The 25152-nt window shown below is 62.4% G+C and carries 21 protein-coding genes; 9 read left to right on the top strand and 12 right to left on the bottom strand.

What is annotated here, in order from left to right; translation table 11 throughout:
• Positions 1 to 10: 10 nt before the first annotated feature.
• Positions 11 to 1684 (top strand): ATP-dependent DNA ligase, encoded by a 1674-nt coding sequence (locus VJX68_RS03395; protein WP_324094242.1) that lies wholly within the window; start codon positions 11 to 13, stop codon positions 1682 to 1684.
• Between the two features lie 18 nt (positions 1685 to 1702).
• Here the strand turns inward: VJX68_RS03395 and VJX68_RS03390 are convergent, their stop codons facing one another.
• The 8 genes from VJX68_RS03390 to mltG form a co-directional block, all read right to left on the bottom strand.
• On the bottom strand, positions 1703 to 1921 hold the full coding sequence (locus VJX68_RS03390; protein WP_324094241.1) for a hypothetical protein: 219 nt from the start codon (positions 1919 to 1921) through the stop codon (positions 1703 to 1705).
• Positions 1922 to 2023: 102 nt separating this feature from the next.
• A complete protein-coding gene (locus VJX68_RS03385) occupies positions 2024 to 2596 on the bottom strand; it encodes an NUDIX hydrolase (protein ID WP_324094240.1) in 573 nt (190 codons plus the stop codon).
• Positions 2593 to 5169, bottom strand: coding sequence for a VWA domain-containing protein (locus VJX68_RS03380; RefSeq protein ID WP_324094239.1), 2577 nt, complete (start codon positions 5167 to 5169; stop codon positions 2593 to 2595). The genes VJX68_RS03385 and VJX68_RS03380 overlap by 4 nt, the downstream gene beginning before the upstream one ends.
• Entirely contained in the window at positions 5166 to 6974 is a 1809-nt protein-coding gene (locus tag VJX68_RS03375) for a vWA domain-containing protein (protein ID WP_324094238.1), read from the bottom strand. The genes VJX68_RS03380 and VJX68_RS03375 overlap by 4 nt, the downstream gene beginning before the upstream one ends.
• A gap of 11 nt (positions 6975 to 6985) precedes the next feature.
• A complete protein-coding gene (locus VJX68_RS03370) occupies positions 6986 to 7885 on the bottom strand; it encodes a DUF58 domain-containing protein (RefSeq protein ID WP_324094237.1) in 900 nt (299 codons plus the stop codon).
• Positions 7886 to 7888: 3 nt separating this feature from the next.
• Positions 7889 to 8908, bottom strand: a complete 1020-nt coding sequence (locus VJX68_RS03365) for an AAA family ATPase (protein ID WP_324094236.1) — start codon at positions 8906 to 8908, stop codon at positions 7889 to 7891.
• A 27-nt stretch (positions 8909 to 8935) separates the two neighbouring features.
• A complete protein-coding gene (locus tag VJX68_RS03360; protein WP_324094235.1) occupies positions 8936 to 10495 on the bottom strand; it encodes a dermokine domain-containing protein in 1560 nt (519 codons plus the stop codon).
• Between the two features lie 61 nt (positions 10496 to 10556).
• Positions 10557 to 11573, bottom strand: a complete 1017-nt coding sequence (gene mltG, locus VJX68_RS03355; protein WP_324094234.1) for an endolytic transglycosylase MltG — start codon at positions 11571 to 11573, stop codon at positions 10557 to 10559.
• Between the two features lie 328 nt (positions 11574 to 11901).
• On the opposite strand from mltG, the gene VJX68_RS03350 reads away from it, so the two are divergent.
• Complete coding sequence (locus VJX68_RS03350; RefSeq protein WP_324094233.1) at positions 11902 to 13422, top strand: wax ester/triacylglycerol synthase family O-acyltransferase; 1521 nt, start codon at positions 11902 to 11904, stop codon at positions 13420 to 13422.
• A gap of 36 nt (positions 13423 to 13458) precedes the next feature.
• Here the strand turns inward: VJX68_RS03350 and ruvX are convergent, their stop codons facing one another.
• Complete coding sequence (gene ruvX, locus VJX68_RS03345; RefSeq protein WP_324094232.1) at positions 13459 to 13893, bottom strand: Holliday junction resolvase RuvX; 435 nt, start codon at positions 13891 to 13893, stop codon at positions 13459 to 13461.
• 102 nt (positions 13894 to 13995) lie between these two features.
• On the opposite strand from ruvX, the gene VJX68_RS03340 reads away from it, so the two are divergent.
• From VJX68_RS03340 to VJX68_RS03310, 7 genes are all read left to right on the top strand, one after another.
• Entirely contained in the window at positions 13996 to 15093 is a 1098-nt protein-coding gene (locus VJX68_RS03340; protein ID WP_324094231.1) for a S1/P1 nuclease, read from the top strand.
• A 167-nt stretch (positions 15094 to 15260) separates the two neighbouring features.
• Complete coding sequence (locus VJX68_RS03335; protein ID WP_324094230.1) at positions 15261 to 16694, top strand: M23 family metallopeptidase; 1434 nt, start codon at positions 15261 to 15263, stop codon at positions 16692 to 16694.
• A gap of 82 nt (positions 16695 to 16776) precedes the next feature.
• Positions 16777 to 17607 (top strand): glycerophosphodiester phosphodiesterase family protein, encoded by an 831-nt coding sequence (locus VJX68_RS03330; protein WP_324094229.1) that lies wholly within the window; start codon positions 16777 to 16779, stop codon positions 17605 to 17607.
• A 98-nt stretch (positions 17608 to 17705) separates the two neighbouring features.
• Positions 17706 to 18725, top strand: coding sequence for a TIGR03617 family F420-dependent LLM class oxidoreductase (locus VJX68_RS03325; RefSeq protein ID WP_324094228.1), 1020 nt, complete (start codon positions 17706 to 17708; stop codon positions 18723 to 18725).
• Between the two features lie 56 nt (positions 18726 to 18781).
• Positions 18782 to 19219, top strand: coding sequence for a cupredoxin domain-containing protein (locus VJX68_RS03320; protein WP_324094227.1), 438 nt, complete (start codon positions 18782 to 18784; stop codon positions 19217 to 19219).
• A gap of 70 nt (positions 19220 to 19289) precedes the next feature.
• Positions 19290 to 20114 (top strand): lipopolysaccharide kinase InaA family protein, encoded by an 825-nt coding sequence (locus tag VJX68_RS03315; RefSeq protein ID WP_324094226.1) that lies wholly within the window; start codon positions 19290 to 19292, stop codon positions 20112 to 20114.
• Positions 20114 to 20836 carry a VIT1/CCC1 transporter family protein gene (locus tag VJX68_RS03310; protein ID WP_324094225.1) on the top strand — a complete coding sequence of 241 codons (723 nt, stop codon included), beginning with the start codon at positions 20114 to 20116 and terminating at the stop codon, positions 20834 to 20836. Before VJX68_RS03315 ends, VJX68_RS03310 begins: the two co-directional genes overlap by 1 nt.
• Positions 20837 to 20855: 19 nt before the next feature.
• On the opposite strand, the gene VJX68_RS03305 is transcribed toward VJX68_RS03310, so the two are convergent.
• Genes VJX68_RS03305 through secA form a run of 3 tightly spaced genes read right to left on the bottom strand, consistent with a single transcriptional unit; the run spans position 20856 to position 25075 of the window.
• Complete coding sequence (locus VJX68_RS03305) at positions 20856 to 21161, bottom strand: Rieske (2Fe-2S) protein (protein ID WP_324094224.1); 306 nt, start codon at positions 21159 to 21161, stop codon at positions 20856 to 20858.
• 16 nt (positions 21162 to 21177) lie between these two features.
• Positions 21178 to 22374: a bifunctional glutamate N-acetyltransferase/amino-acid acetyltransferase ArgJ gene (argJ, locus tag VJX68_RS03300; RefSeq protein WP_324094223.1), complete on the bottom strand. Its 1197-nt coding sequence runs from the start codon at positions 22372 to 22374 to the stop codon at positions 21178 to 21180.
• A 19-nt stretch (positions 22375 to 22393) separates the two neighbouring features.
• A complete protein-coding gene (gene secA, locus VJX68_RS03295; RefSeq protein ID WP_324094222.1) occupies positions 22394 to 25075 on the bottom strand; it encodes a preprotein translocase subunit SecA in 2682 nt (893 codons plus the stop codon).
• Positions 25076 to 25152: the final 77 nt, after the last annotated feature.

Genomic DNA, 25152 nt, shown 5'->3' with positions numbered 1-25152 from the left:
AATCTCGTACGTGCCCTCGTTCCACGACTTCGCGATCGTATGCCAGTCGCTCAGCCAGACTCAGAGCCGGCTGCAGATGGCTGAGACGGTCGGCACGTTCCTCGCCGCGCTCGACGTCGACGAAGCCGAGATCGCGGCGCGATTCATGGTCGGCCGCGCGGTCGAGCAGGGCGAGGAGAAGCGCCTCCAGATCAGCGGCCGCGCCATCTGGAAAATCGTTGCCGAGATGACGGACAGCGCGGACCAGGGCGAGGACATCTTCACCGCCGCCGAAGATTTCGGCGAGGCGGTCGAGATGACGCTCAAGTTTCGTGCGGCCGACCCTGAACAAACGCTTACGATTCGCGAGCTCAACGAAAAATTCGCCGAGATTGCCGCGATCGAGGGGCGCCACGCGCGCAACCGCAAGCTCGACGCGCTGCGCGAGCTGTTCACGCGCGCGTCGGCGTTCGAGGGCAAGTACATCGCGAAAATCTTGATCGGCGAGATGCGGCACGGCGTGAACGAAGGGCTGATGCTGGAGGCAATCGCCCGGATGGGCGCGCGGCCGGTCAGTGAAGTTCGCCGGATTCACATGCTCGAGGCAGACCTTGGCCGCGTGGTGCGAATAATCCGCTCGCCCGGCGCGGGAAAATCCGTCGCTGAGAAATCTTTGACCGCCGTCAAGCCGCTCAAGCCGATGCTCGCGTTTCCAGTTGCAGATATCGCGGAAGCCTTCGCCACGCTCGGCCCGGAACTGTCGTTCGAGCACAAGCTCGACGGCGCGCGCGTGCAGATTCATCATGCGGCCGATGGTGGCGTGCGAATTTTCTCGCGCCGGCTGAACGAGATCACCGAGAGCATCCCCGACGTGATCGAGGTTGTGAAGCGAATCGGCGCGCGCCACGCAATCCTCGACGGTGAAGTGATCGGCGTCGATGCGTCGGGGCGTCCGGCCGCATTTCAGGATCTGATGCGGCGCTTTGGACGCACGCGCGACGTCGAGAAGGCGCGCACCGAGCAACCGTTGAAACTGTACGTGTTTGACGTGCTCGCGCTCGACGGCGCTCTAACGATCGATCGACCGTGGGCGGACAGAATTTCCATGCTCGAAGCGTTGCAGTCCTCAGCCGGCCTGGAAATAGTCGAACGAATCATCAAGCCGAATCTCGCCGACGCCGAAAAATTCTACGCTGCCGCCGTCGCCGCCGGATATGAAGGCGTGATGGCGAAGTCGCTCGCGAGCGCGTACACACCGGGCGCGCGTGGGCGCGGATGGCTCAAGATAAAACACACGCGCACGCTAGACCTGGTGATCGTCGCGGCAGAGTGGGGCTACGGACGCCGTCATGGGTGGCTCTCCAACTATCATCTCGCGGCACGCGCGAAGAGCGGCGGGTTCGCAATGCTCGGCAAGACCTTCAAGGGCCTGAGCGATGAGCAATTCCGCGCGATGACCGAGCGATTGCTCGCGCTCAAGACTGCGGAGTCGCACGGAGTGGTGACCGTTCGTCCTGAGGTCGTCGTCGAGGTTGCGTACAATGATATTCAGCGCAGTCCGAACTACGACGCCGGGATGGCGTTGCGATTTGCCCGTATCGTGCGCATCCGCGACGACAAGTCGCCTGAGCAGGCGGATTCAATCGAGACTGTTACTGCGGACTACGAGCGGCAGAAAATACTACCGTCGGCAGGGAAAGTTTGAAATTCAGCGCGCCGCGAATCAGTGGTGGTGATGCTGGACGTGGTTGGGCTCGTGCGCGTCGCTCAGCGCCATCCCGATAGCCTCGATTTCCGATTGGCCGAAATCTTCGAGCACGAACGCCTCGACGCCGGCGTCGGTTTCGACTTTCTCGTAGAGGTCGCAACACCACCAGTCGGGACCGACCTGGCGCGTCCGCAAGATGAAGATATTTCCGCCTACTACTTCAACCCGTTCCATAAAAGCCACCTTCCTGACTTGGAATGGCCGCAGGTGCCGGGAGTTCAAGATAAATTATTTAGCACAGTTACGTCAGTATTGCTAATGCTCAAAGCCTGAAATTTAAGATGATTGGCGGGGTTTTCGGGTCGAGGCGACCCATGCGGTCAGGGCGTCGGTCGTTGTGGGGAAGGCGACGTCGTGCCATGGAATGTCGTCGCGCGCGAAGTAGCGGACCTCGCTTGCCTCGTCGGATTTCGACGGTGGTTCTTTGCCGGGCCTGGCTAGATAAACGACGACCGTGATCGCCGGAGTCATCGAATCAGTGAACACTCCGAGCAGCGGGCCGAGCGCGACTCGCATCCCGACTTCCTCGAGCGTCTCGCGAATTGCGGCGTCGGCGGAGTTTTCGCCAAAATCGACGTAGCCGCCCGGGAACGTCCACCTACCGACGGCGGGTTCGATACCACGGCGAAGCAGCAGCACCCGGCCGTCGTCAATGACGAAGCATCCAGCGACCAGCTTGGGTCCGGGGAAAAGGACGAAGCTGCATCGCGTGCAGACTTTGCGCTCGCCGTTCTCGAGCATCAGCATGCGCGATTCCATCGCGGCACCGCACAGTGGACAGAATTTTACCTTGGCGGGATAGTCGCGCTGCACGCCATGGTTGGGGTGAATCGGATCGTGCTTCTTCATGTAGTGAGGCGGCGGACGAGTGCTTCAGCAATAAGCAAAATCATCGCGGCGACCAGCAGGTACGGATTCATCGAGGCGCGGTGCTCGAGTGTGGCGCGCTCAGTCGAGACTTCCGCCGGTGACGGATTGAGACGCCCGCCGGTCGCGGACGCGAGTTTTTCGAGCAGCCCGTAGTTGGGTTCGGGGCGCGGCAACTCTGAGTTGACAGAAGGGCTGACGGTAAACGCGAGCGGCGGGAACTTCTTGTCCTTGCCGGCAGGCGAGCGCACTTCGAAGTAGTAATTGCCGGGCGCGGGTGCGTCGATTGATCCCGCCAACTCGCCGACCACTTCCTCGGTCAGCGCGGTTTCCGTCGTGGTGCCGTCGGGACGCGTCACGAGCACGGTGACGAGTCGCGCCGCGTTGCCGGGCTCTGCGTTGTAGTCGGTGAGCTTCATATTGATGCGCCCCGCGTTGTAGCCGAGTGCGACGTCGATCTTCGGCTCGGCCGGCATCTCCGGCGTCATCCATGCGAGCAGGCGATCCCACAACGGCGTAAAAAGATTAGTGGTGACCCACGTTCCCGACCATCGCCCGCTCGCGTCCGTCGTCACCGCCATCACCTTGCCCGCGCCGTATTTCCAGCTCGCGATTACGGGCTCGTGGGTGCCGCTGCGATCGACGTACATGTCCATCGTGGCGCGCGGCTTGATCTCGGTCGAGACGTAGCCCTTCAGCGGCGGTATCTGGCGCGCCGCGAGATCTTTCAGGATCGGGTCGGGGCTTTCGGTGCGCGGCGTGAATTCTTTTTCCACCATCGTGATCTCGCCGCCGTGTGATTTGAAATCCTCGACGAAAAGCTGCGGGAGATTGCGCGGGCTGTCGGTCTGGTAGTACGAGCCGCCGCCGTACTTGGCGATCGCCTGCAGCAGATCGACGTTGGCGTCCGGGCCGATCGCGATCGTCGAGATCGTCGTGTCCGCGTCGTGATGCATCCGCGAGACGAGGTCGTAGTACATCTCGGCAGTGCCGCCGGTCTCGCCGTCGGTCAGGATCACGACGTGCTTGACCTGCGCGCCGCTGTTGCCGAGCGTTCGTTCGGCCTCGCGCAGCGCGGGAATCAGGAACGTCTGGCCATGCGCCGAGAGCCGGTCGATCATCTGATTGAAATACGCGCGGCTCTGTCCGACCGACTGCAACGGGATGACAACGAACGGCTGCGAGTCGAATCCGATGACGCCGATCAGGTCGTTGTCCTTGAGATTTTTCGTGACGGTCTCGGCCGCGGCCTTGGCGTAGGTGAGTTTGTCGTTGCGGCCCATCGAGCCCGACTTGTCGATAATCAGAACGAGCGCACGTTTCTTTTCCTTGTGCTGCGGCGGTTTCATCGTCACTGGCATTACCTGCGCGAGCGGGCTGTCCGCGTAGCCGCCAAGGCCGAAGCTCGAATCGCCGCCGACCATCGCGAGCGAGCCACCGCGACTCACGTACGCCGCCATCGCGTTCTGCGCGGCCGGCGCGATCCGTTCGCTCGGCACGTTGTTGATCAGCACCGCGTCATATCCCGTGACGGTGCCGTCCCAACTCCCGCCGGTGACGGGCACTACAGTTGGCTCGAGTCCCATCCGATTGACGACGATGCCGAGATAGTTCGCGTCGCGGGCGCTGTCGGTGAGAATCAGAACTTTGCGCCGCGTGCCCACTCCCACCCATCCTTTTAGCGAGTCGTCTTCGAGGTACGCGTCGAGCGCGGGATTGTCGGGCTTATAGGTCGCGGAGTACGAAACCAGGCCGGCGGTTTCGGTACGCACGGGGAAGTCGAAGCGCTGCGAGCCGCGCGCCAGCGTCACTTTGCGCTCATCGATCAGCGCGCCGTCGCGCTCGATTGCGATTGTACCGGTCACCGGCGCGTCGTTGAGATTTTCCATCGTGACGCCGAGCTCGAACGGCGCGGCTTTCTCGAGCGCAGGCGGTAGCGACAGCGCCGTCATCGCGACGTTGGGAATCGAGCGCGCGCCGGGGGGCGTGAAGATGTCGAGGCGAATCTCGGCGTTGACGATTGCGCTTACCGCGCGGTCGGCGTCGCCGCGATTCTGCCATCCGTCGGTGACCATCACGACCGGGCCGCGGTGCGCGTCGGGATCCGCGGCGATTCGGTAAAGCGCGCTTTCGAGATTGGTCGCGCCGGGCCCGCATTCGGCGCATCCGGTTCCGTTGGCAAAAGCCGATTCGACGCCGCCGATCGATTGCGGCGCCACATCGGTTGCGAACATGCACGCGGGATCTCCAGCGCGCAGCCCCAGGTCGTCGCGGAGCAGCTTGAGCGTCCACGCCCGCATGGCAGGCGTGATACTTGCACTCGCATCGACGATTGCCGGCCGCGCCGCGCCCTCCGAATGCATCACTTGCTGCGGATTTGCGAGCGCGACGACGAACAGAGCGAGCACTATCGCGCGCATCAGCGGCGCAAACACGCGCCGAAGCTCGCGCGCGTTGATAAGACCCCAGAGCAAGACGACCGCGGGAATCGCGAGCAGGTACAGCACCTCACGATGAGCGAACGTTAGATCGTGCGGCATGCCGGCGGGAATCACGGCGCGGCCTCGATTGTGCGGTGGCGCCGATAGAGGATAAGCGCTTCCAGAGCCGTCAGCGCGATGATCGCGAAAAGCAGGTAGTCGCTGACCGAGGATTTTTCCATCACCGGCTCGGCGGTGGAACCCGAGTTTGCGGCCTCGACTTTGAGCAACGGCGAGCTGGAGAGATCGGACTCGGTCAGGTCGGCAAGATTCACCGCGCGCGGGGTCTGTGCTCCGCCGGCGCCGACGAGCTCATAGACTCCCTGCTCCGACACATCGGTGAAAAGCGTGCCGGGATGTGCGCCGACTTTTCTTCCTGACGGCAGTATCACGCGCGCGACACCCGCGGGCACCAGCCACGGCTGTCCCGTCCGGTAGCCGCTGCTGCTGCCGCCCAGTCCCGCGAGATAGCTGATCGCATTGAGCGTCAGTACCGACATCGGCAGGTTGCGGCGTCCGAGATATGGGAACGGGTTGAAGCCGGTCGCGACAAAGCGATGCGCCCCGCGCTCGCCCTTCAGCACTAGCGCGCCGCCATTGCCGCCCACGACTTGACTCATCCACGGGTGCGCCCCGAAATACTCGCCGCCGCGCAGGCTGAGCAGCCTGAAATTCACCGAGTCGGTGAGCGTGTCGGTCGTGCGCCATCCCGCAATCTCCACCTTCGCGGTCGGCGTGACTGTCAACCCGAAAACGGGATCGCCGGGCGGCGGCATCACGAGCATCGTGTTCACGCCGGGCAGTTCCTTGGGCGCGGCGTATTCAAAGATGGCGAGATCGTAGGTGCCGAGTTCGTCGGGCGAATAGGAATCGGGGCTTTTTGCGGTGACTGCGACGCCGGGGATCGAATTCAGTCCCTCGGCATCGGCGGGCGTCGGGCTGATGAAGAGAATCGACACATTCTTGACCGAGCCCGCCGTCGCGTAAGCGACGTTGTCGAGTGCGAGCGCGTCGTCCGGCGCGAGTTTGGCCTCGTAGATGCGCGCCGGCGGGATCGCGGGAAACTCGAGCGTCGCAGTCTCGCGCGCGCCGAGCGCCTCCTTGGCGTGGGCGACTTCCTTGCCGTCGCCTGTCACGACGAGGTCGAGCGTGCGGGTATCGGGGCTGAAGTTGGCGATAGTGATACTGGCGTGAAGTGCTTCCGCGCCAAGGACTTCGCGCCGCAGCGAGAACGAGCCGATCGCGACGTTCGCGACGGCGTCACCCACCGCAATCGGATGAATGCGGGCGGGGACCGGAGCGGCGAGCGCGTTGGCGCCGGCGAAAATCACCTTCGCGAGGCGCGCTTCCGAGGCGAGGTTGCTGAGAAAGTTTTCGAGCGTCGTTTGATCGTTGGGCGCATCGGTCGGCTTGATTCGCGACAGCGCGAGACGCGCCTCAGTCAGCGTGCTGAACGGCGGCGCGACGCGGCGCGGCTGCGGCGCGGTGACATAAACGGAAATTTCGCCGCCGCCATCTTCAGCCGACAATTCGGCGTCGAGCTTTTCGCGCGCGATGTCGAAACGGCTCTTGCCTAGGCGCGTCGCGGCCTGCATCGCGGCGGAATTGTCGAGCACGACTGCGAGCGGCGCGGTTCTCTTCCAGATGAACGGACCCGCCAGCGCCAGCACCACGAGGCTCAGGATCAAAACCTCGGCGAAGAACATCCAATCCAGCCGCGGCCATCCGCCGAAACGCTCGCGCCGAAAACCGCGCAGTGCACGGAACGCCAGCACGCTCGAGACGGTCACGCGCGACGGCCGCTCCTTGGCCAGATACGCCAGCACGAGCACCGGGATGAGAGCGAAAAATGCGAGCGCGCCTGGGTATAGGAGTCCCATCGGATGACTCTTCAGTGCGCCAGACCGAGGTCGCGCACGGCGCGGACGAAAAATTGCTGGAAATCCTGGTCGGTCGTGTAGAGCGCGTAATGCAGCCCGCGCTTGAGGCAGAACGATTTAATTTCGCGCGTCAGGCGTAGCATCGTGTCGCGATACTGCGTACGTTCGCGCTCGCCGATCGACACGCGCAGCCGCTCGCCCGATTCGGAATCGACAACCTCGACGTCGCCGTCGAGGCCCTGTCCATTAAGCTCGCGCCCGCCGAGAATCTGCACAGCAGTGAGATCCATCGAAGCGGCTGTGAACATCCCAAGGCCGCGCGTGACCGAGTTGAGCAGCATCAGGAAGTCGGAAACAATAAACACCTTGCCGGCGCGCCGAATCGAGAGCAGCTCGGTGGCGAGGGAAGTCGCGAAGTCGAACTGCCCGCCCGGCCTGAGATCATGAAGGCGCCGCGCAAGCTCGACGATTCGATGGCGCCCGTTGACGAACGACGGATTGACCTTCGCGCCCTTGCCGCCGAGCACGCGCAGCATCACGCGATCGCCGCTGGCGAGAGCGACGTAGGCGAGCGCGAGCGCGGTCAGCATCGCGGATTCGAATTTGCGGTCGCCCGCCGGATAACCCATCGACGCGCTCGCATCGACGAAGATGTACGTGAGCAGGTCTTCCTCTTCCTGGAACAGCTTGATGTAAAGTTTGTCGCTGCGCCCGTAGAGGCCCCAGTCGATGTAGCGGAAGTCGTCGCCGGGCGAGTAGTGGCGAAAATCGTTGAACTCGAGCGACGAGCCGCGCTTGGGCGACAGGTGCATGCCCCGGCCGAGCCCGGCATAGCGCTGGCGGGTTCTGATCCTGAGCTTTTCGAGCCGGGCAAGAAATCCCGGCGTAAACTCATCCGGCAGTCCGAACATCGGCTACGTGCGCGGCTTCTTGAGCCGCTTTATCACCTGCTCGAGGATCGATTCGGCGGAAACGCTCTCGGCCTCGGCCTGGAAATTGAGCAGCAAGCGATGGCGCAGGCAGGGGATGATGGCGTCGTCAATATCGTCGTAACTCACACTGACGCGGCCCGCGAGCAATGCGTTAACCTTGGCGCATAGAATCAGCGCCTGCGCACCGCGCGGACTCGGTCCGAAGCGCAAATATTGCGAGACCTCGGGAATCGCGCCGGGTCCACCGGGAGTGCATCCGCCGATCACGCTGATGATGTAACGCTCGAGCGGCTCGGCCACCATCACCTCGCGCACTAGAGCCTTGAGGTCCTCGATAGCCTGCGGCGCGCGCGCCGGCTCGAACAGCGGCTGAATCTTGTTATGCGTCGTGCCGGTGGTGCGGTCGAGGATTTCGCGCAGTTCGTCGGGCTTGGGCGAGCCCATCACGACTTTGAAGATGAACCGATCCATCTGCGCCTCGGGCAGTGGATAGGTTCCTTCGAGCTCGATTGGATTCTGCGTCGCCAGCACTATGTATGGAGGATCGAGCACGTAGGTGGTGCCGAACACGGTGACCTGATGCTCTTCCATCGCCTCGAGCACGGCCGATTGCGTCTTCGGCGTGGCGCGATTGATCTCGTCGCCCAATACCATGTGTGCGAAGATCGGGCCGGGCTTGAACTGGAACTCACGATGGCCGTCGGCCTCGGTCAGCACCTGGGTGCCGATGATGTCGGATGGCATCAGGTCGGGCGTGAACTGGATTCGCTTGAAGCTGAGACCGAGCGTTTCGCTGGCCGCCTTGACCATCAGCGTCTTGCCGAGTCCCGGCACGCCTTCGATCAAGATGTGGCCGCCGCAAAACAGCGCGGTCAGCAGCTTACGAACGACGTCGCGATGGCCGACAATTACGCGCGCAACTTCGCTCTCGGCGCGCGAAAAAATCTTGCGAAAATCCGCCACCCGCTGGTCGGGTGAAACCTGTTGAGGAGCCGCTCCCATCCGTTGTCCTTCCTTTGATGAATTTTCCTAGTGAATCATGTCGCGATATCGAGGCGGTACCAGTTGTCGTTCGTCGGGCGGCGCGTTGTCGCTGGTCGGCGCGAGCGGAGCATTGACGTAAGCCGTCGTCGCCGTGGGCCGATCGGTGTCGAGGACAGTTTTTCCGCCGTTGCCAGAAGTGGGCGCACCCGGCAGCCGGAACATGACGTAACGCGCGTCCTTTATATCAACCGTCGAGCCTTTCTCGCCGGGCTTCAGGAAGCGTTGCGCATTGGTTGAAGTCGGCATCTCGCCAAGATGCGTATCGCCCATGTTCGATCCCAGGTCCTTGTTATTTTTGGGATTACCGCCGGCGGACGGAATATTACGATCGCCACTAGCGCCGGGCTTGGGAATCTCGCCGGGCCGGTTGGGATTGGGCTGACTACCGCTCTTCTGATCGACTTTCTCGCCCGGCTTGTTGGCGCCGCCCTGGTTCTTGTCGTTGCCGGGCTTGCTCTCGGGGCCGGGATTTTTCGCGTTGGCGGTCTCGACCTGCGCTTCGGCCTTGGCGAGTTCGTTCTGAAGCTCGATGTTCGATTGGTCGCCCTTGTTCTGATCGTTCTTCGCCGACCCCTTGCCGCCGTCGTTCTTGCCTGAATTTTTGCCCGTGCCGCCTTTGCCCGCTCCCGGGTTGTTGCCGCCCGCGTTTTGTCCGACTCCAGTGCCGCTCTTGCCCTCGCCGCTGCCGGAGCCCGATGAGTTACCCTGGCCCTTGCCGTTGCCCTTTCCACTCTGGGCCGTTGATTTGCCGGTGCCTTGATTCTTTCCGGACTGGCTGTTGTTGCGCTTTTGTGCGGCCTTGTCAGCCTCCCGCATCGCATCCTCGATGCGCTTCTTTTTCTCTTCGGGCGGCAGCTTGGAATTTTCCAGCGCGTCGGCGGCCTGGCGAATCTTGTCTGCCAGAACGGTATCGTCGGAACTCGTCGCGGTTTTGGCGATCTCCTCGGCGATCGAGCGCAGCTTGGCGGCCTCGGTATTCTCGGGCGTCGGCGCACGCACCAGTCCGAGTGTCGCAAGCACCATCGCGAGCGCGACCACGCCCGCAAAAATCGAGGAGCGCTTGAGCGGCTCGCCGACTTCGAGTCTGAATTCGCGGCGCACGTCGAGGCCGACGAACATCGCGATCGCGCGCCGCCACAAAACCGGGAACAGCGGTGTACGCCGCGCCCGGCTGCTCTCCGGCGCCGACGGATCGGCCAGCGTGGCGAACGTTACGATCTCCTGGTCGCATTCCAGGCGATCATCGAGCTCGGCGGCGGCCGCGACGAAGTCGTTGGCGCGCCGATACGCGCGAAATGCCATGACCGACCCGGCGACGAGCACTGCGATGCCGGCGCCGATTAATGCGAGGCTCAGCACGTTGGCGCGATCGGGGGCGAGCGCGTATCCGTATCGCGCCCAGGTCACGTCGCCGATCGGTTCGAGCAACAACCCGAGTGCAATCGCGGTGAGCGCCGGCGCTACCGCGCACAACATCATGCGAATTGCGGCCAGCCTCGCTATCCGCGCGCTGGCAGTGCCGATTGTCTCGACCGGATTGTCCACAGGATGAAATTATAGCGTACTTGACCCAGATGCGACCGTTCAATCGGCGGCTCGAAGGACCTTATTTCACCGGCGTTGTGGCTGGTTTGGCGGGCGCCAGTTTCCGTTCGAGCGCGATCGCGCGCCGATGCTCGTCGTACGACTTCGAAAAGACGTGAGTGCCGCCTTCGCGCGCGACAAAATAGAGATAGTCGGTCTGCGTCGGATGTAGCGCGGCTTCGATCGACTTGAGGCCGGGATTCGCGATCGGCCCCGGCGGCAAGCCGGTGAAGTCGTACGTGTTAAAGGCCGACGTCGTATGGACCGCGCTCGCGGCCGACTCCCTGGCGCCGTCCAGCTCGTACTCGGCAGTCGGGTCGGATTGCAGGGGCATTTTAAGCCGCAGCCGATTGTAGAAGACACCTGCGATGAGAGGGCGCTCGGCGGGCGCCTTTGCTTCCTTCTCGACGATCGAGGCCATCGTGACCAGCCGGCGCGCGTCGAGGCCGACCGCGAACATGCGCTCCTCTACATCCGGCGTCAGCACTTGGTAGAACCGCGCGAGCATCGCGGCGAGCACGTCGTTGGTCTTCGCATGCGGTGAAAATTTGTAGGTCGCGGGAAACAGGTAGCCTTCCGCGCCGAGCGGCATCAGGCCGAGCGCGCGGACAATCGCGCCGTCGCGCGCGGCATTCTCGAATTCGTCCTCGCAGACCAGGCCCGTCTGCGCCACCCGCTCCGCAATCTCATGGACCGTCAGGCCTTCGGGAATCGTAATCGTCACGACGATGAAATCACCCCTGACCAGATGGCGCATCACGTCGGGAATCCGCTCGCCGCCTTTGAATGCATAGTCGCCGGGCTTGATTTGGCTCGCGGTCTGGCTCATCCGGCCGTACAGGCGCAGCGCGAGCTCGCTGCGAACGACACCGGCATCCGCAAGCGCCCGGGCGATTTGTCGAAACGACTCGCCCTTTTCAATCGTGACTTCGCGCGGCGGCGCGAATTTTTCAGTGGGGCTAAGCCAGTAATATGAGAACGCAGCGTACGACGCGCCGATGATGATCGCGATTACAAGAATTGCAGCCGCCAGCTTCATCTAATCCGAGGATATCGTTCACGCCGCAATTTTTCATCAACCCGAGTTTGCGGCTACGGATTTTGCGATCGACGGTTATATGACTCGTTCGGTTACATCCTGTCGCCATCGGAGCCACCTGAGCTGGCCGTAGGACGGGCACGCATCGCGTGCGGGCTGCAGATCCAACCGTTGCCGACTCATTTTTTTCTTTGACTTCTACTACCCTCCGCGATGCTTTTGGCGTGGCTCTTGCGTCTCTGTGTTCGGGAAGCAAAGGGAAAGTGAATTGCTCGCGAGCTTGTCGCGAGTTGGCGGCGCGAAGCCCGCCGCCGAGGAGGCAGCAGCTGTGACGCCATCCAAAGAATCGTTCCGGCTCAGCACTCAGGATGCGTCGTTCCTCTATGGCGAGGCGGCCAACGGGCCGTTGACGATGGCGATGATGGAGACGTTCCGCAGCCATATCGAATTCAGGAGCCTGCTTGCGCACATGGAAGCGCGGATGCATCTGCTGCCGCGCTATCGTCAGCGCGTCGTGTTCGCGCCGTTCAACCTGGCCCATCCGAGCCTCGAGGACGATCCCGGCTTCGACCTTGCGAATCACCTCTTCTGCCACGAGTTGCCGCCAGACTCGTCCGAAGCGGTGCTGATGAAGAAAGTGATGCAGGTCTATGAAAAGCCGCTCGATCGCGGCAAGCCGTTGTGGGAACTCCACTTGTTCACTGGCCTGAGAGGCGGCCACAGCGCGATCCTCACCAAGATTCATCATTGCCTTGCGGACGGAGTTTCAGGAATGGAACTGCTCGCCGTGACAACGAGCACGCGTCCCGATGCTCCCGCGCCGACGCCTCCAGACGAGCCCTGGAAGCCCGCGCCGCTGCCCGGCCGCGCGGAACAAGTTGCCTCGGCGCTTTCCGACTTCACCCGCTCGCGAATCGAACTGGCCCGCCAGGCAGCCGGCACGATCGCACATCTCCGCGATTTCGACGCGGACGTGTCCGCGCCGGCGGCGGCTGTGCAGACTTTCCGGCGATTCAGTCAGCCGATCGTAGCTGCCCCATGGAACACGGCGACTGTGACCGCTGCACGCACCATGGCCTGGCTGCAATTCCCGCTCCGTGACGTTGTGCGTATCCGCGCCACTTTCGGCGGCACCGTCAACGACCTGGTGCTGGCCATCCTGAGCGAGGGCGCCGCGCGCTACCTGGCGTTTCACGGATGCCCGACTGAGGGGCGGCCGCTCCGAATCGGATGTCCGGTGAACGTGCGCGCGAAAGACGAATACGGAAAGCTCGGCAACCGCGTCTCGATGATGTTCCCCGAGTTCGACGCCCGGACGATGAATGCCGTCGATCGACTCGAGGCCGTCATTGAGGAAACCTCGCAGATCAAGGCCAACAAGGAGGCGCTCGCGTTCGAGAACCTGCTGGCTGTCCTCGACTACGTTCCGCCGATCACGCTCGGGACGGCCTCGCGGCTGCTGACCTCGGCGATCGAAGGTGCCGGACGGCTCGCTGGCGCGGCGCCGCGGCTCGCGCGCTTCGCGCCTATGGTCGGCACGGGCATCAACTTCATCGCGACCAACGTCCCGGGTTCGCCGGTGCCGGTCTATCTTGCGGGCCATCAGATGGCCGAGACGGTCGGCATGATTCCGCTCACCGCAACGCTCGGCTACGGCGTCGCCATCCTGAGCTACAATCGCAATCTCTACCTGGGGCTGATGGCGGAGCCGAATCTGATGCCGGACGTGGGCTTGATGAAGTCGCGGATTAAGGAGACGCTGCGCGAGTTGATCGCGCGGGTGCCGAAGGAGATAGTCCCTGCGGCGCCGACCGCGCCGGTGCATGCGGTGACTCGCGAGGTCGCTTGACTCGCGAGAGGCGACGCCCGCGACGGGTGCAGTACGCTAACTGGGAGCGGGCGGGATTTTGTCGCGATGCGCTTGCATCCAGCCTTCGAGAATAACGACTGCCGCAAGCGCGTCGATGCCTGTTTTGCGCTTTCCCTTCCCGACCGGCAGGTCTTCGAGGCGATCGCGCGCCTCGAAGCTCGTCAGCCGCTCGTCGAACATCTCGACGCTGACGCGGAGCCCTTCGCACAGGCGCTCGGCAAACTTCCGCGCAACGCGCGCAGCAGGCCCTTCGCTGCCGTCCATGTTAAGCGGCAGCCCGACGACGATAGTGCTTACGTCACGGTCGCGCAGCATCGCAGCAATCGCGTCGAGGTCGTGCTTGAGCGCGCGCCGCTCGACGATACCGAGCGGATGCGCCCCCATCGAGGCCGCGTCGGTAACAGCGACCCCAATTCGCCGCCGCCCAAGGTCAAGTGCAGCAATCGCCATCGGTGGTCCCGTCCACTCGCATCGCGCGCAGTTGATGTTCAGCGTTCATACGTGGCCGATGACGGTAACAAATTTTCATGACCGTTGGTGCTATGATACCGCATGCGTTCACCGGCGCCTTGGATTGCAATTGTAGTACTGGCGGTTCTCTGTCCCGTATCGGCGTCGGCTTGGGGGACTGACGGGCACAAAATCGTAGCGGTCATCGCGGCGGACAATCTCACGCCCGCGGCGCAGAGTCATGTGGCGAGCATCCTTGGCGCGTCCGGCGAAAAAAGAGCGATTGCGACTGCTATGGAGGCGGCTTCTATCCGGCCGGATACCGAGTTCCGCGATGAAGATCGTCGGACGGAGCCCTGGCACTTCATCGACATCTGTCTGCAGGACCGGCGAACGGACGTGGCGGCGCGATGCCCCGGCGGCAACTGCGTTACCGGAAAAATCGACGAATATTCGAAGCGCCTGAAAGATGGGAACTACGACCACTTCGGCGCCGCCGGAGATTTGGCGTTCCTGATCCACTTTGTCGGCGACATCCATCAACCCCTGCATGCGGCGACCGACGCCGACGAGGGCGGCAATTGTATAGAGGTAGATTCGCGGGCGAAAAATCTTCACGCGGTCTGGGACACCACTATAGTACGCCGCCTCGAATACAGCATCGATTCCGGAAGGCCCGAGACGACGGCTCACAAGCTGGAACGAACCTACGCGGAGGAGCGAGAGGCCGATTCATGGATTGCCGCGGACGATATCGCTTGGGAATCGAATCAATTGGCGCGTTCGGATATCTACGGTGCGCTGCGCATCCCCGTCGAACCCTGCCAACCCACAGTCAATGTCTGCCTCAATCCCTTGGGGCGAGCCATCGAACTGGACTCCTCTTACCTCGAACATGCCGACGCGACCGCGGGCCATCAGCTTGCGAAGGCAGGGTTCAGGCTGGCAAGCCTGTTGAATGAAATCTGGACGCAGCCCGTCGGTCCTAAAGATGTGAGGAATCCGGCGAATCCGTACCTTGCACCGCTTCCTTCGTCGAAGACGCTCGCCCTCCAAATTATCGGCAATCGACGAAGCAAGATTTACGCGTGGCCCGGATGCGGCAGCTACGACACGATGGCGCCGGAGAATCGGGTCCTGTTTCCGAGCCGCGAGCCTGCCGAGCGGGAGGGCTACCGAGCGGCGCGGAACTGTCCGTAAGGAGCTTGTCACCCGCGACCCAGTTTATCTGTGCCCATTGTAACCGAAAACGCGTGAATTCGCGTCGCTGCCGTAACAGGATGTGCAAACAGAGGACATGCTGGGGTTGCGTTGGGTAGTCAAATCACTTAGCTTCGCTAACGATGGCGGCTCGGGGGAGAAGCTTCGTGGGATATCCACGCGCGCTGGTGGGATTGGTCGTTGCCCTGATTGCGACCACCACGGCGTTGTTCCTTTTTTTCCAAGCAAATCCACAGCCTTTTTCCTCACCGCTCGATACGCTCAGCTCCCAACTGGACGCCGGTAAGGACGGTCCCGACGTAGTCGAGCAGCCCGAATCCGCCGAACCCGCTCCCCCGTCGATCACAATCAGCACGATGCTCGACCGCACCGCACCTATCGAGAGCTATCTTCGCGAAGCTGGGATGGAGCCGGGCGATGCGCATCAATGGGCATCGTACATCCAGCGCATCACGGCCAACCGGTATTTTCAGAGTGGGCATCCGCTGACGCTATATAAGGATCCCGAGACCGGCGAGATGCGCGGCCTCAAGTACGACCTCGACGAAAATAGCACCGTCATCGGCGCGAGCCTCGGCGCGGGCGTGTTGAAGGCCGCCATTCGGCCCATCGAGTATTACATTCGTCCTATCAAGATGACTTTTGCGGTCAAGGACAACTTCCAGCGCGCGGCCGCCGAGAACGGTATCCCCAAGCCAATCGTCGAATCGCTGCAGGATGCGTTTTCGGACCGCCACGATCTGAACCGGCTCGCGCCGGGGTCCGCAGTCAAGCTGATTTACCAAGAGAAGATCAGCCGTGACGGCTCGTACACGCTCGTCGGCGACGTGCAGGCGGCGCAAATCCGCTTTGGCAGTCGCACACTGACGGCGATCTCGTTCAGCGACGAGCACGGTCGCCCTCATCTATATGACGAACAAGGCCACGCGCTCGGTCCGCAGTCGCTGAAGTTCCCGCTCAATTTCCAGTACATCTCGTCTGGTTTCACCTTCCATCGCTATCATCCGATCCTGCACGAGTACCGCCCGCACGTGGGCGTCGATCTGGTCGCCAAATACGGCGAGCCGGTCAAGGCAGTGGCCGATGGCAGCGTCATAAGCGCGGGATGGCAGGGCGAGCTGGGCAACTGCATTCGCATCCAGCATCAGCATCAGATGGTCAGCATCTACGGTCACCTGTCGAAGATCAGTCCAGAGGTGAAGCCGGGCGGCTACGTTCACATCGGGCAGGTCATCGGGAATGTCGGTTCGACCGGCCTTTCGACCGGACCGCATCTCCACTTCGCGATGGAAAAAGACGGCGCATGGGTTAATCCTCTGACCGAGAAACTCGGCGAAAATCACGCGGTGTCGCCGCGGATGAAGGCGATATTCGACGAGATCAAGGATCAGTACCAGTCCGCACTGGCCGAATTGCCGGACCTCGGCAGCCATTTCATCGCGGCGGGCGAGCGCAAGCCCGCGATCTCGAAGTTTGGCGACATGTATCACGTGACGCTCGATCGCAGCCTGGGAAGAATCAGGCATGTACGAGGGCAGAGAATCTCGAGCAGCCGCTACAGCTCCGACGGCGCGCTTTGATCTGAACGTCTTACCGGTTTCGCTAAAACCTTTTCCGCCATTGCCAGTTCGTAATTTCCCCGGCTACTGCTGAGATCACGACGTGTCGCAATCTGAAATGCGCGAACATCTCGACACCGATTTCTTCACGCCCGCGTTGCCGCGCGTCTTTGGGCATCGCGGTTCCGCCGGTACGCATCCCGAAAATACGCTCGAATCATTTGCGGCTGCCGCCGCGTTCGGCGTTCAGTATCTTGAATTGGACATTCACACGACGCGCGACGGCGAAGTTGTTGTCAGTCACGACGATCATCTCGAGCGCAATTGCGGTCGCGCCGGCGTCATCCATGAGATGACATACGCGGACCTGGCGACAGCCGACGCGGGCCGGATGTTCACGCTCGACGGCATCACGTTTCCATTCAGAGACAAGGGAATCCGCGTGCCGCGCCTGGCCGAAGTGCTCGCGGCGTTTCCGCAACTGCGGATGATAATCGAGGTCAAGCAGATCGCGCCGAGTGTGGTCGCGCCGATGCTCGCAGTGATCGATCGCGCCGGGATGCGCCGAAACGTGCTCGTCGCCAGCGAGCAGCAGGAACCGCTCGACGAAGTGCGCAGGGTAGCGCCGGAGATCCCCACCAACTTCTCGTACCTCGAATCGGGCGTGTTCATCAATGCGATGGGGACTCGCGACGCCAACTATCGGCCGCCCGCCGACGCGGTCGAAATCCCGCACCGGCACGAATCGTGGGAGCTCGTGACGCCTGAAAGTGTCGAGTTCGCGCATCGACTCGGAGTCGAAGTGCACGTCTGGACGGTGAACGAGGAAGCCGAGATGTCGGAGCTGCTCGACATGGGCGTGGACGGATTGATCAGCGACTACCCGAGCCGCGCGCTCGACGTGATTCGCCGTCGCGCAGCCGCGCGCCGCTGAGCGCACTCTTTTCTATCTGCCGCCGGCTTTGCCAGTTTGGCGCGGGCTTTGTTACGATTCCGCCCGCTCGTCGAAAAATTCACGCGGGAGCGAAAATTATGAAACTCGACACTGGTCTCTCGACGCGCAACTTGCGCGATGTTCCGGCCGCTGCGCGCGCGGCTGAGGCTGCGGGATTCGATGCGATCTGGATTCCCGAGGCCGGCAACGACGGCTTCCTTCCGGCCGCGCTGATCGCGGAGCATACCAGGCGAATCAAGATGGGAACGTCGGTCGCGATCGCGTTTCCGCGCAGCCCGATGATCACGGCGGCGACCGCGTGGGATCTCGCGGGACTTTCCGAGGGCCGTTTCATCCTCGGGCTCGGCACGCAGGTGAAGGGTCATATCGAGCGCCGCTACAGCACGAAGTGGGAAGCGCCGGTGCCGCGCCTGCGCGAGTACCTGCAATCGCTGCGCGCGATTTTCAAATGCTGGTCGGAGGGCGGAGCGAAGCTTTCGTTCCAGGGCAAGTACTACAACTTCTCATTGATGACGCCATTCTTCACGCCGGCGAGGCACAACTTCCCGAACGTGCCGATCCACATCGCGGGCGTGAACGAACATATTATCCGGCTAGCCGGAGAACTGTGCGAAGGCCTGCACGCGCATCCGTTCAACTCGCCCAAGTACCTGCGCGAATACGTGCTGCCGAATGTCGAGAAGGGTCTGAAAAAGGCCGGGCGCTCGCGCAAGGACTTCGAGATCCAATCGACGGCGTTCGTGATCGTCGGCCGCAACCAGGACGAAATTAAAAAAGCGCGCGAAGCCGTCCGCCAGCAGATCTCGTTCTATGCCTCGACGCGAACCTACAAGATCGTGCTCGACACGCACGGATGGGGTGACGTCGCGCAGCGGCTGAACGAGAAGGCGGCCAAGGGCGAGTGGGTCGCGATGGCGAAAGAGATCACGGACGAGATGCTCGACGTGTACACGGTCTCGGGCACGTTCGACGAAATCGCGGACAAGGTGCGGGAGCGCTACGACGGGCTGCTCGATCGCGTTGCGTTCTATCTTCCGTATCGCGCGGGGACCGATGACGCCGAATGGGCAAAACTCGCGAAACGATTTAATGGCTGAGTCTCGCCGTTGTCGTGATAGATTCTGATGACCTGCTGAACAAGGAGATAATTTCGATGACTAAGGTAATGTTGAAAACGATGGGCGCGATTGCGGCCGTGGCAGTGTCGATGCTTCTGGGCGCGAACCGAATCGCGATGGCGCAAGGCGCAGCACCCTCCGCGGCCGCTGCCCCGGCGCCAGCGATGGAGGAGCCCGGCACCCGGAGCTTCACGCTCGTGTCGGTCGAAGTTGATGACGCGAAAATCTGGCTGCCCAGCGTAATCGCGGTTGAGCAGGGCGACAAGGTAAAGCTCACACTCAAGAACCTCGTGCCGGGCGCGGTAAATCAACACGGCTTTACGATCCCGGCCTACAACATCACCGAAGTTGTGACGCGCGGCGAGCCCAAGACGATCACGTTCGTCGCCGACAAGGCGGGAGTTTTCCCGTTTTCATGTCAGTTGCATCCAGCGCATATCGGCGGTTCGCTAATCGTCGAACCCAAAAAGTAGCCGGTCGGCTCTGCCCGGCGCCCACGCCCCCGATGCCATCGGCGCGCGAAAGGGTTAGGCTTGATCGCGCATGCGCACGGTAGTTCTCTATGCGCGCTCGCCGGAGTGGCGCGCAGTCGTCGAGCGCGCCGACGAGTTGATGGCGTCGCCAGGATTTCGCGTGCTTAAATCTGAAGCCCGCACGCGCGCAGGATTCATCGATGTCCCCGGCGCGGGCCCCGCGTTCATAAAGCGCGTCGAGATTTCCTCATGGAGCCGCGGCGTCTATGCGCGAATCCGCGGATCTCGCGTCGCGCGATCGCTCGCCGGCGCTGCGATGCTGAAAGCGCACGGCATCGCGCATCCGGAACCGCTCGCGGCGATGGATTCGTACAAAGCGGGCGCGATTCGAGCGTCCTATCTCGTCAGCCGCGCGCTCATTAACGCCGATTCACTGAGCCGCTTCATGCTTGGTCCCGGGGAAATCAAGGGACGCAACGTGCGTCGCCGCAAACAAATCTCCGACACGGTGGCCGCGCAGATCCGGCGCCTCCACGAGTCCGGCCTTTATACGCGTGATCTGCAAGAGACCAACATCATGGTCGAGGACGACAAATCCGGCGGCTTCAACATGTACTTTATCGACCTCGAGGATTTTCGTCACGCAGCTAACGTCTCGTGGGATCGGCGAATTCGAAACCTGGTGCATCTCGATCGCAGCATTGGGCGATTTCTCTGTCGCGCGGCGCGGCTCGACTTCTTTTATTCCTACCTTGGGCAACGGCCGGACCGCGCGGGCGCACGCAAGATGATCGCCGAGGTCAAAGCGGCGCGCGACTCGATCGATCGCCGCAAGCGCCGCAGTGCGCCGGCCACGGAGCGGGTCGTGGCTCCCCTCGCCGGGGGGACCCGGTAGTGGCTTTTTCAATCTTCAGCCGCGAGTACGACCATCACACCGAGCAGGTCCACGCCGCCGGCGGAAGCTGGGTGCGCGACGTGATGCTCGGGCTGAACGACGGACTGGTCGCGTCGTTTGCCGTTACCTCCGGCGTCGCGGGCGCATTCGTCACCGGCAACGCGGCGATGATGGCTGGGCTGTCGGAGATGCTTGGCGGCGCCGTTGCGATGGGACTCGCGGCGTTCATCTCAGCGCGTTCGCAAATCGAGTTTTATCAAAGCGAGGTGGAACGCGAGCGCGACGAAATCCGGCGATGGCCCGAACGCGAGCGCGACGAGATCAGCAGCATCTATCGAAACAAGGGATTCGCGGGGCCGTTGCTCGAGCAGATCGTCGCGCACATCACGTCGGACCCGGAGCGATGGAGCAACGTGATGATGCGCGAGGAGCTGGGTTTCAACGTGGATTCCTTCGACAGCCCGGTCCGGTCCGCCGCGGCAGTCGGGTTGTCGTATCTCACGGGCGCGGCAGTGCCAGTGTGGGCGTATGTTTTCTTCGAACCGGGGCAGGCTCTGAAAGTTTCCGCAATCTCGACGGTCGCGGTGCTGTTCGCAGTGGGCGCGCTGAAGACGATCATCACCAGCCGTTCGTGGTGGCGCAGCGGACTCGAAAGCATGTTCGTCGGCGTGGCAGCCGCGGGCGCGACGTACATCGCGGGCCGCATGTTTGCCGCGCGCTGAATCACGCGGGGCGCACGCGTCATGCTTCGACGAGTATGTCGTCGCCCTCGGCCTTCACCGCGTAGCATCCGAGCTTGACGCTCGGGTCGTCGAGGTTCGCGCCCGTCGTGATGTCGTATTTCCATCCGTGCCAGGGGCAGGTGATGGTGGTGCCGTCGAGCTCGCCCTCCGCGAGCGGGCCGCCACGATGCTTGCAGGTGTTGTCGACCGCGAAGAATTTTCCACCAGCGTTGAACAGTGCGATCTGTTTGCCGCCGGCTGCGACCAGCTTGCCGCTGCCCTCGGGCAGGTCCGCCACCTTCGCAACTTTGATGAAGCTTGCCATCGAAAATCGCCTCCGTTCAGGTCGTGTACTCCGCGTTGATTCGCACGTAATCGTAGCTCAGGTCGCAAGTCAGAATCGTGGCGGTCGATTTCCCCAATCGCAGATCGAGCCGCACCATGAATTCGCGCGCTTTCATCGCTGCGCCCGCGTCGGGCAGCGCGTCGGTCAGCAGCCGCCCGTGCGCGGCGACTTTCACGCCGCCAATCCACAGCACCAGCTTGTCGGACTCAAGGTACGCGCCAGACGATCCAGCGGCCATCAGGATTCGCCCGACGTTGGGATCGCATCCGAAGAACGCAGTCTTGACCAGCGGCGAGTTAGCGATTTGACGGGCCGCGTGCTCGGCGTCCGCGGGATTGCGAGCGCCGCGCACCTCGACGGTGACGAGCTTGGTCGCGCCCTCGCCGTCGCGCACGAGTTCGCGCGCGAGCGCCGCCGAAATTTCCGAAACCGCGCGATCGAATGTGGTCTGATCGCGCGCGCCGAATGCACGATTTTCCGCGGCGCCGCTTGCCATGATTATCACCGTGTCGTTGGTCGACATATCGCCGTCAACGGTGATCGCGTTGAAACTCGTGGGCAGTGCGGCCTTGAGCGATCGCTTGAGCGCCGCGGGAGAGATCGCGGCGTCGGTCACGAGATACCCCAGCATCGTCGCCATCTTCGGCGAGATCATCCCGACGCCTTTTACTGCGCCGGCGAGCGTGAGGGTCGAGCCGCCCGCCTTGAAGGTCGTCGAGGCGGTCTTGGGCCGCGTGTCGGTAGTCATTATCGCATGCGCGAAATCGGAAAGCCCGTCTTCACGCAGCGACCGTACCGCATCGGCAGCGCCGGTTTTGAATTTCGCGAAGTCGTAAAGATGGCCGATCACGCCGGTCGAGGACGGAACGACGAGCTCCGGCGCGCATCCGAGAAGTTGCGCGACGTGCGCGCATGAATCGCGCGCGAGTTGCATCCCCGCTACGCCGGTGAAGCTGTTGGCGCATCCTGAGTTCGCGACGACTGCCAGCAAACAGCCCGATTTGACGCGATCCGCCGTTACATAGACGGGCGCGGCTTTCACGCGATTGGCGCTGAACACCGCCGCCGCGACGGCCGGGCGATCAGCGACGATAAGACCCAAGTCGAGCGCGCCCGCCTTGGTCTTCAGGCCCGCGCTGACGCCCGCGAATCGAAATCCGCGCACAGCGGCGGGCTCGAGTGCGACTTTCATCTGAATGCGAATCGCTGCGTCACTTGCCGTGGCAGCGTTTGTACTTCTTGCCGGAGCCGCACGGACATGGATCGTTGCGGCCTACTTTTTCGGCTTCGCGCTTGACGGGGGTCGCCGCCGGCGGCACTTCGGTCTCGCCGCCGTGGCTCATCACGACGCGCTGCGGCTTGGGCTGCTGAATCTGCTCGACGTCCTGCTGGCGCTGCACCTGGACCGAAAAAACTTTTTCGACCACGTCCTGTTGCATCACCGCCATAAGCGCTTCGAACATCGTGAACCCTTCCTTCTGGTATTCGACCAGCGGATTCACCTGGGCGTAGCCGCGCAGCCCGATTCCTTCCTTCAGATGGTCCATCGCGAGCAGGTGGTCTTTCCACAGCGAGTCGAGCGTCTGCAGCATCACGATCTTTTCGATCTGGCGCATCACCGGCTCGGTGAATTCCGTCTCGCGCTGATCGTAGAGCTGATGCACGCGCTCGGAACCAATCTCGATCAGATCGTCGGAGCCGTGGATCGGATTGCCGCCGACCTCGATCTGCGCGCTGAAGCCGGGACGGAACTTGAACTGCTTGAAAAACGCGTCGTCGATCGCCTTCCAGTCCCATTCCGCGGGATCGATTTCGTTGTTCCCGTGCGCCGCCGCAATTTCCTCGATTAGCGCGTCGCACATGTCGAGCACGTCCGCCTTGAGCGACGCGCCGCTGAGCAGCTCGCGCCGGCGATGGTAAACCACCTCGCGCTGCTTGTTCATGACGTCGTCGTATTCGAGCAGATGCTTGCGGATGTCGAAGTTGTGGGCCTCGACCTTCTTCTGCGCGTTTTCGATCGCGCGCGAAATCCATCGATGCTCGATGGGCTCGTTGTCCTCCATCCCGATTCGGCCCATCAGGCCCTTGAGCCGGTCGGCGCCGAAGATGCGGAGCAGGTCGTCTTCGAGCGACATGTAAAATCGCGACGAGCCTGGATCGCCCTGGCGTCCCGAACGGCCGCGGAGCTGGTTGTCGATTCGGCGCGACTCGTGACGCTCGGTGCCGAGGATGTGCAGGCCGCCGGCCTCGAGTACTTTCTCGCGCTCGGCCTTGCACTGTTCGACGTACTTCGCGAGCGCGGCCCGAAAATTCGGATCGGTCGGTTCCTTGGTCCCGGCGTCCGCCGCCGCCATGAACTCCGGATTTCCGCCGAGCACGATATCGGTGCCGCGACCGGCCATGTTGGTCGAAATCGTGACCGCACCGAAGCGGCCCGCCTGCGCGACGATTTCCGCTTCGCGCTCGTGATTCTTGGCATTCAGCACGTAGTGCTTGATCCCGGTTTTTTTCAGCTTGTCGGCGACGCGTTCGGATTTTTCGATCGAGACGGTGCCGACCAGCACTGGCTGGCCGCGTTCGTGGCAGTCGGCGATTTCCTCGATCACGGCGTCGAACTTCTCGACTTCGGTCTTGTAAACGACGTCGTGATTGTCGATGCGGATCATCGGCTGATTGGTCGGAATCACGACTACATCGAGGTGGTAGATTTCCTTGAACTCGACCGCTTCCGTGTCGGCCGTGCCGGTCATCCCCGACAGTTTCTTGTACATGCGGAAGTAGTTCTGAAACGTGATGGTCGCGAGTGTCTGATTCTCTGACTCGATCTTGACGTTCTCTTTTGCCTCGACCGCCTGATGCAGCCCGTCGCTCCATCGCCGTCCCGGCATCAGCCGCCCGGTGAATTCATCGACGATGATCACCTCGCCTTCTTTGACGACGTAATCGACGTCGCGCTTGAACAGCGTGTGCGCGCGAAGTCCCTGGTTGGCGTGATGCAGCAGCAGGATGTTGCGCGGGTCGTACAGGTTCTCGACGCCGAGCAGTTGCTCGACGCGCGTCACGCCGTCCTCGGTCAGCGCAACGGTGCGCATCTTCTCGTCGATGGTGTAATGCTCTTCGGGCTTGAGGCGCGGGATCACGCGATCGACAACGTAGTATGTATCAGTGGACTCTTCGGACGCTCCTGAAATAATCAGCGGCGTGCGCGCCTCGTCGATCAGAATCGAATCGACTTCGTCCACGATCGCGAAATTGTGCTCGCGCTGGACGTAGTCCTCGATATTGAACTTCATGTTGTCGCGCAGGTAGTCGAAGCCGAACTCGTTGTTCTGGCCGTAAGTGATGTCGGCGCGGTAGGCGACCTTGCGCTCCTGGTCGGTCAGGCCGTGGACGACGACGCCGACGGTCAGGCCCAGGAAGCTGTAGATTCGCCCCATCCATTCGGAGTCGCGCCGCGCCAGATAGTCGTTGACGGTTACAACGTGTACGCCGCGTCCCGACAGCGCGTTGAGCACGGCGGGCAGAGTCGCGACGAGCGTTTTGCCCTCGCCGGTCTTCATTTCGGCGATTCGCCCTTGATGCAGGATCATCCCGCCGATGAGCTGTACGTCAAAGTGGCGCTGGCCGATGGTCCGCTTCGAGGCCTCGCGCACGACGGCAAAGACCTGCGGCAGAATTTCGAGCATCGCCTCGTCTCGCTGCTCTCGCTCTTCGATCGCGCTGATGCTCGCCTTCCATTCGGCGATCTTGGCGCGCAGTGCGTCGTCGTTCAGCGCGGAGATCTCGGGTTCGAGCCGGTTGATCTCGTCCACGTCAGGGCGGAGGCGTTTGATTTCGCGTTCGTTCTTCGAGCCGAAGATTTTTCGCGCTACGAGGGAAAAAGCTGAAGCCATCTTATATGAGCGACTTATGCGGCAAGTTTGAGGTTAGGTTATGGGCGCGATGTGATCCGCAAGTTTAGCTGGAAATC

This window comes from Binatus sp. (SeqCode) (assembly GCF_035272065.1).
In the GTDB taxonomy this organism is placed as follows: Bacteria; Desulfobacterota; Binatia; order Binatales; family Binataceae; genus Binatus.
Note: the sequence above shows the minus strand (reverse complement) of the source record. Positions and strands in the feature narration are given on the sequence as shown.

Coding starts and splice junctions, on each gene's coding strand:
- VJX68_RS03365 (WP_324094236.1), bottom strand. CDS start 8,908: ATGGGAGCGGCTCCTCAACAGGTTTCACCCGACCAGCGGGTGGCGGAT.
- VJX68_RS03315 (WP_324094226.1), top strand. CDS start 19,290: ATGCGCACGGTAGTTCTCTATGCGCGCTCGCCGGAGTGGCGCGCAGTC.
- argJ (WP_324094223.1), bottom strand. CDS start 22,374: ATGAAAGTCGCACTCGAGCCCGCCGCTGTGCGCGGATTTCGATTCGCG.
- ruvX (WP_324094232.1), bottom strand. CDS start 13,893: ATGGCGATTGCTGCACTTGACCTTGGGCGGCGGCGAATTGGGGTCGCT.
- VJX68_RS03390 (WP_324094241.1), bottom strand. CDS start 1,921: ATGGAACGGGTTGAAGTAGTAGGCGGAAATATCTTCATCTTGCGGACG.
- VJX68_RS03320 (WP_324094227.1), top strand. CDS start 18,782: ATGACTAAGGTAATGTTGAAAACGATGGGCGCGATTGCGGCCGTGGCA.
- VJX68_RS03340 (WP_324094231.1), top strand. CDS start 13,996: ATGCGTTCACCGGCGCCTTGGATTGCAATTGTAGTACTGGCGGTTCTC.
- VJX68_RS03385 (WP_324094240.1), bottom strand. CDS start 2,596: ATGAAGAAGCACGATCCGATTCACCCCAACCATGGCGTGCAGCGCGAC.
- mltG (WP_324094234.1), bottom strand. CDS start 11,573: ATGAAGCTGGCGGCTGCAATTCTTGTAATCGCGATCATCATCGGCGCG.
- secA (WP_324094222.1), bottom strand. CDS start 25,075: ATGGCTTCAGCTTTTTCCCTCGTAGCGCGAAAAATCTTCGGCTCGAAG.
- VJX68_RS03375 (WP_324094238.1), bottom strand. CDS start 6,974: ATGGGACTCCTATACCCAGGCGCGCTCGCATTTTTCGCTCTCATCCCG.
- VJX68_RS03325 (WP_324094228.1), top strand. CDS start 17,706: ATGAAACTCGACACTGGTCTCTCGACGCGCAACTTGCGCGATGTTCCG.
- VJX68_RS03370 (WP_324094237.1), bottom strand. CDS start 7,885: ATGTTCGGACTGCCGGATGAGTTTACGCCGGGATTTCTTGCCCGGCTC.
- VJX68_RS03305 (WP_324094224.1), bottom strand. CDS start 21,161: ATGGCAAGCTTCATCAAAGTTGCGAAGGTGGCGGACCTGCCCGAGGGC.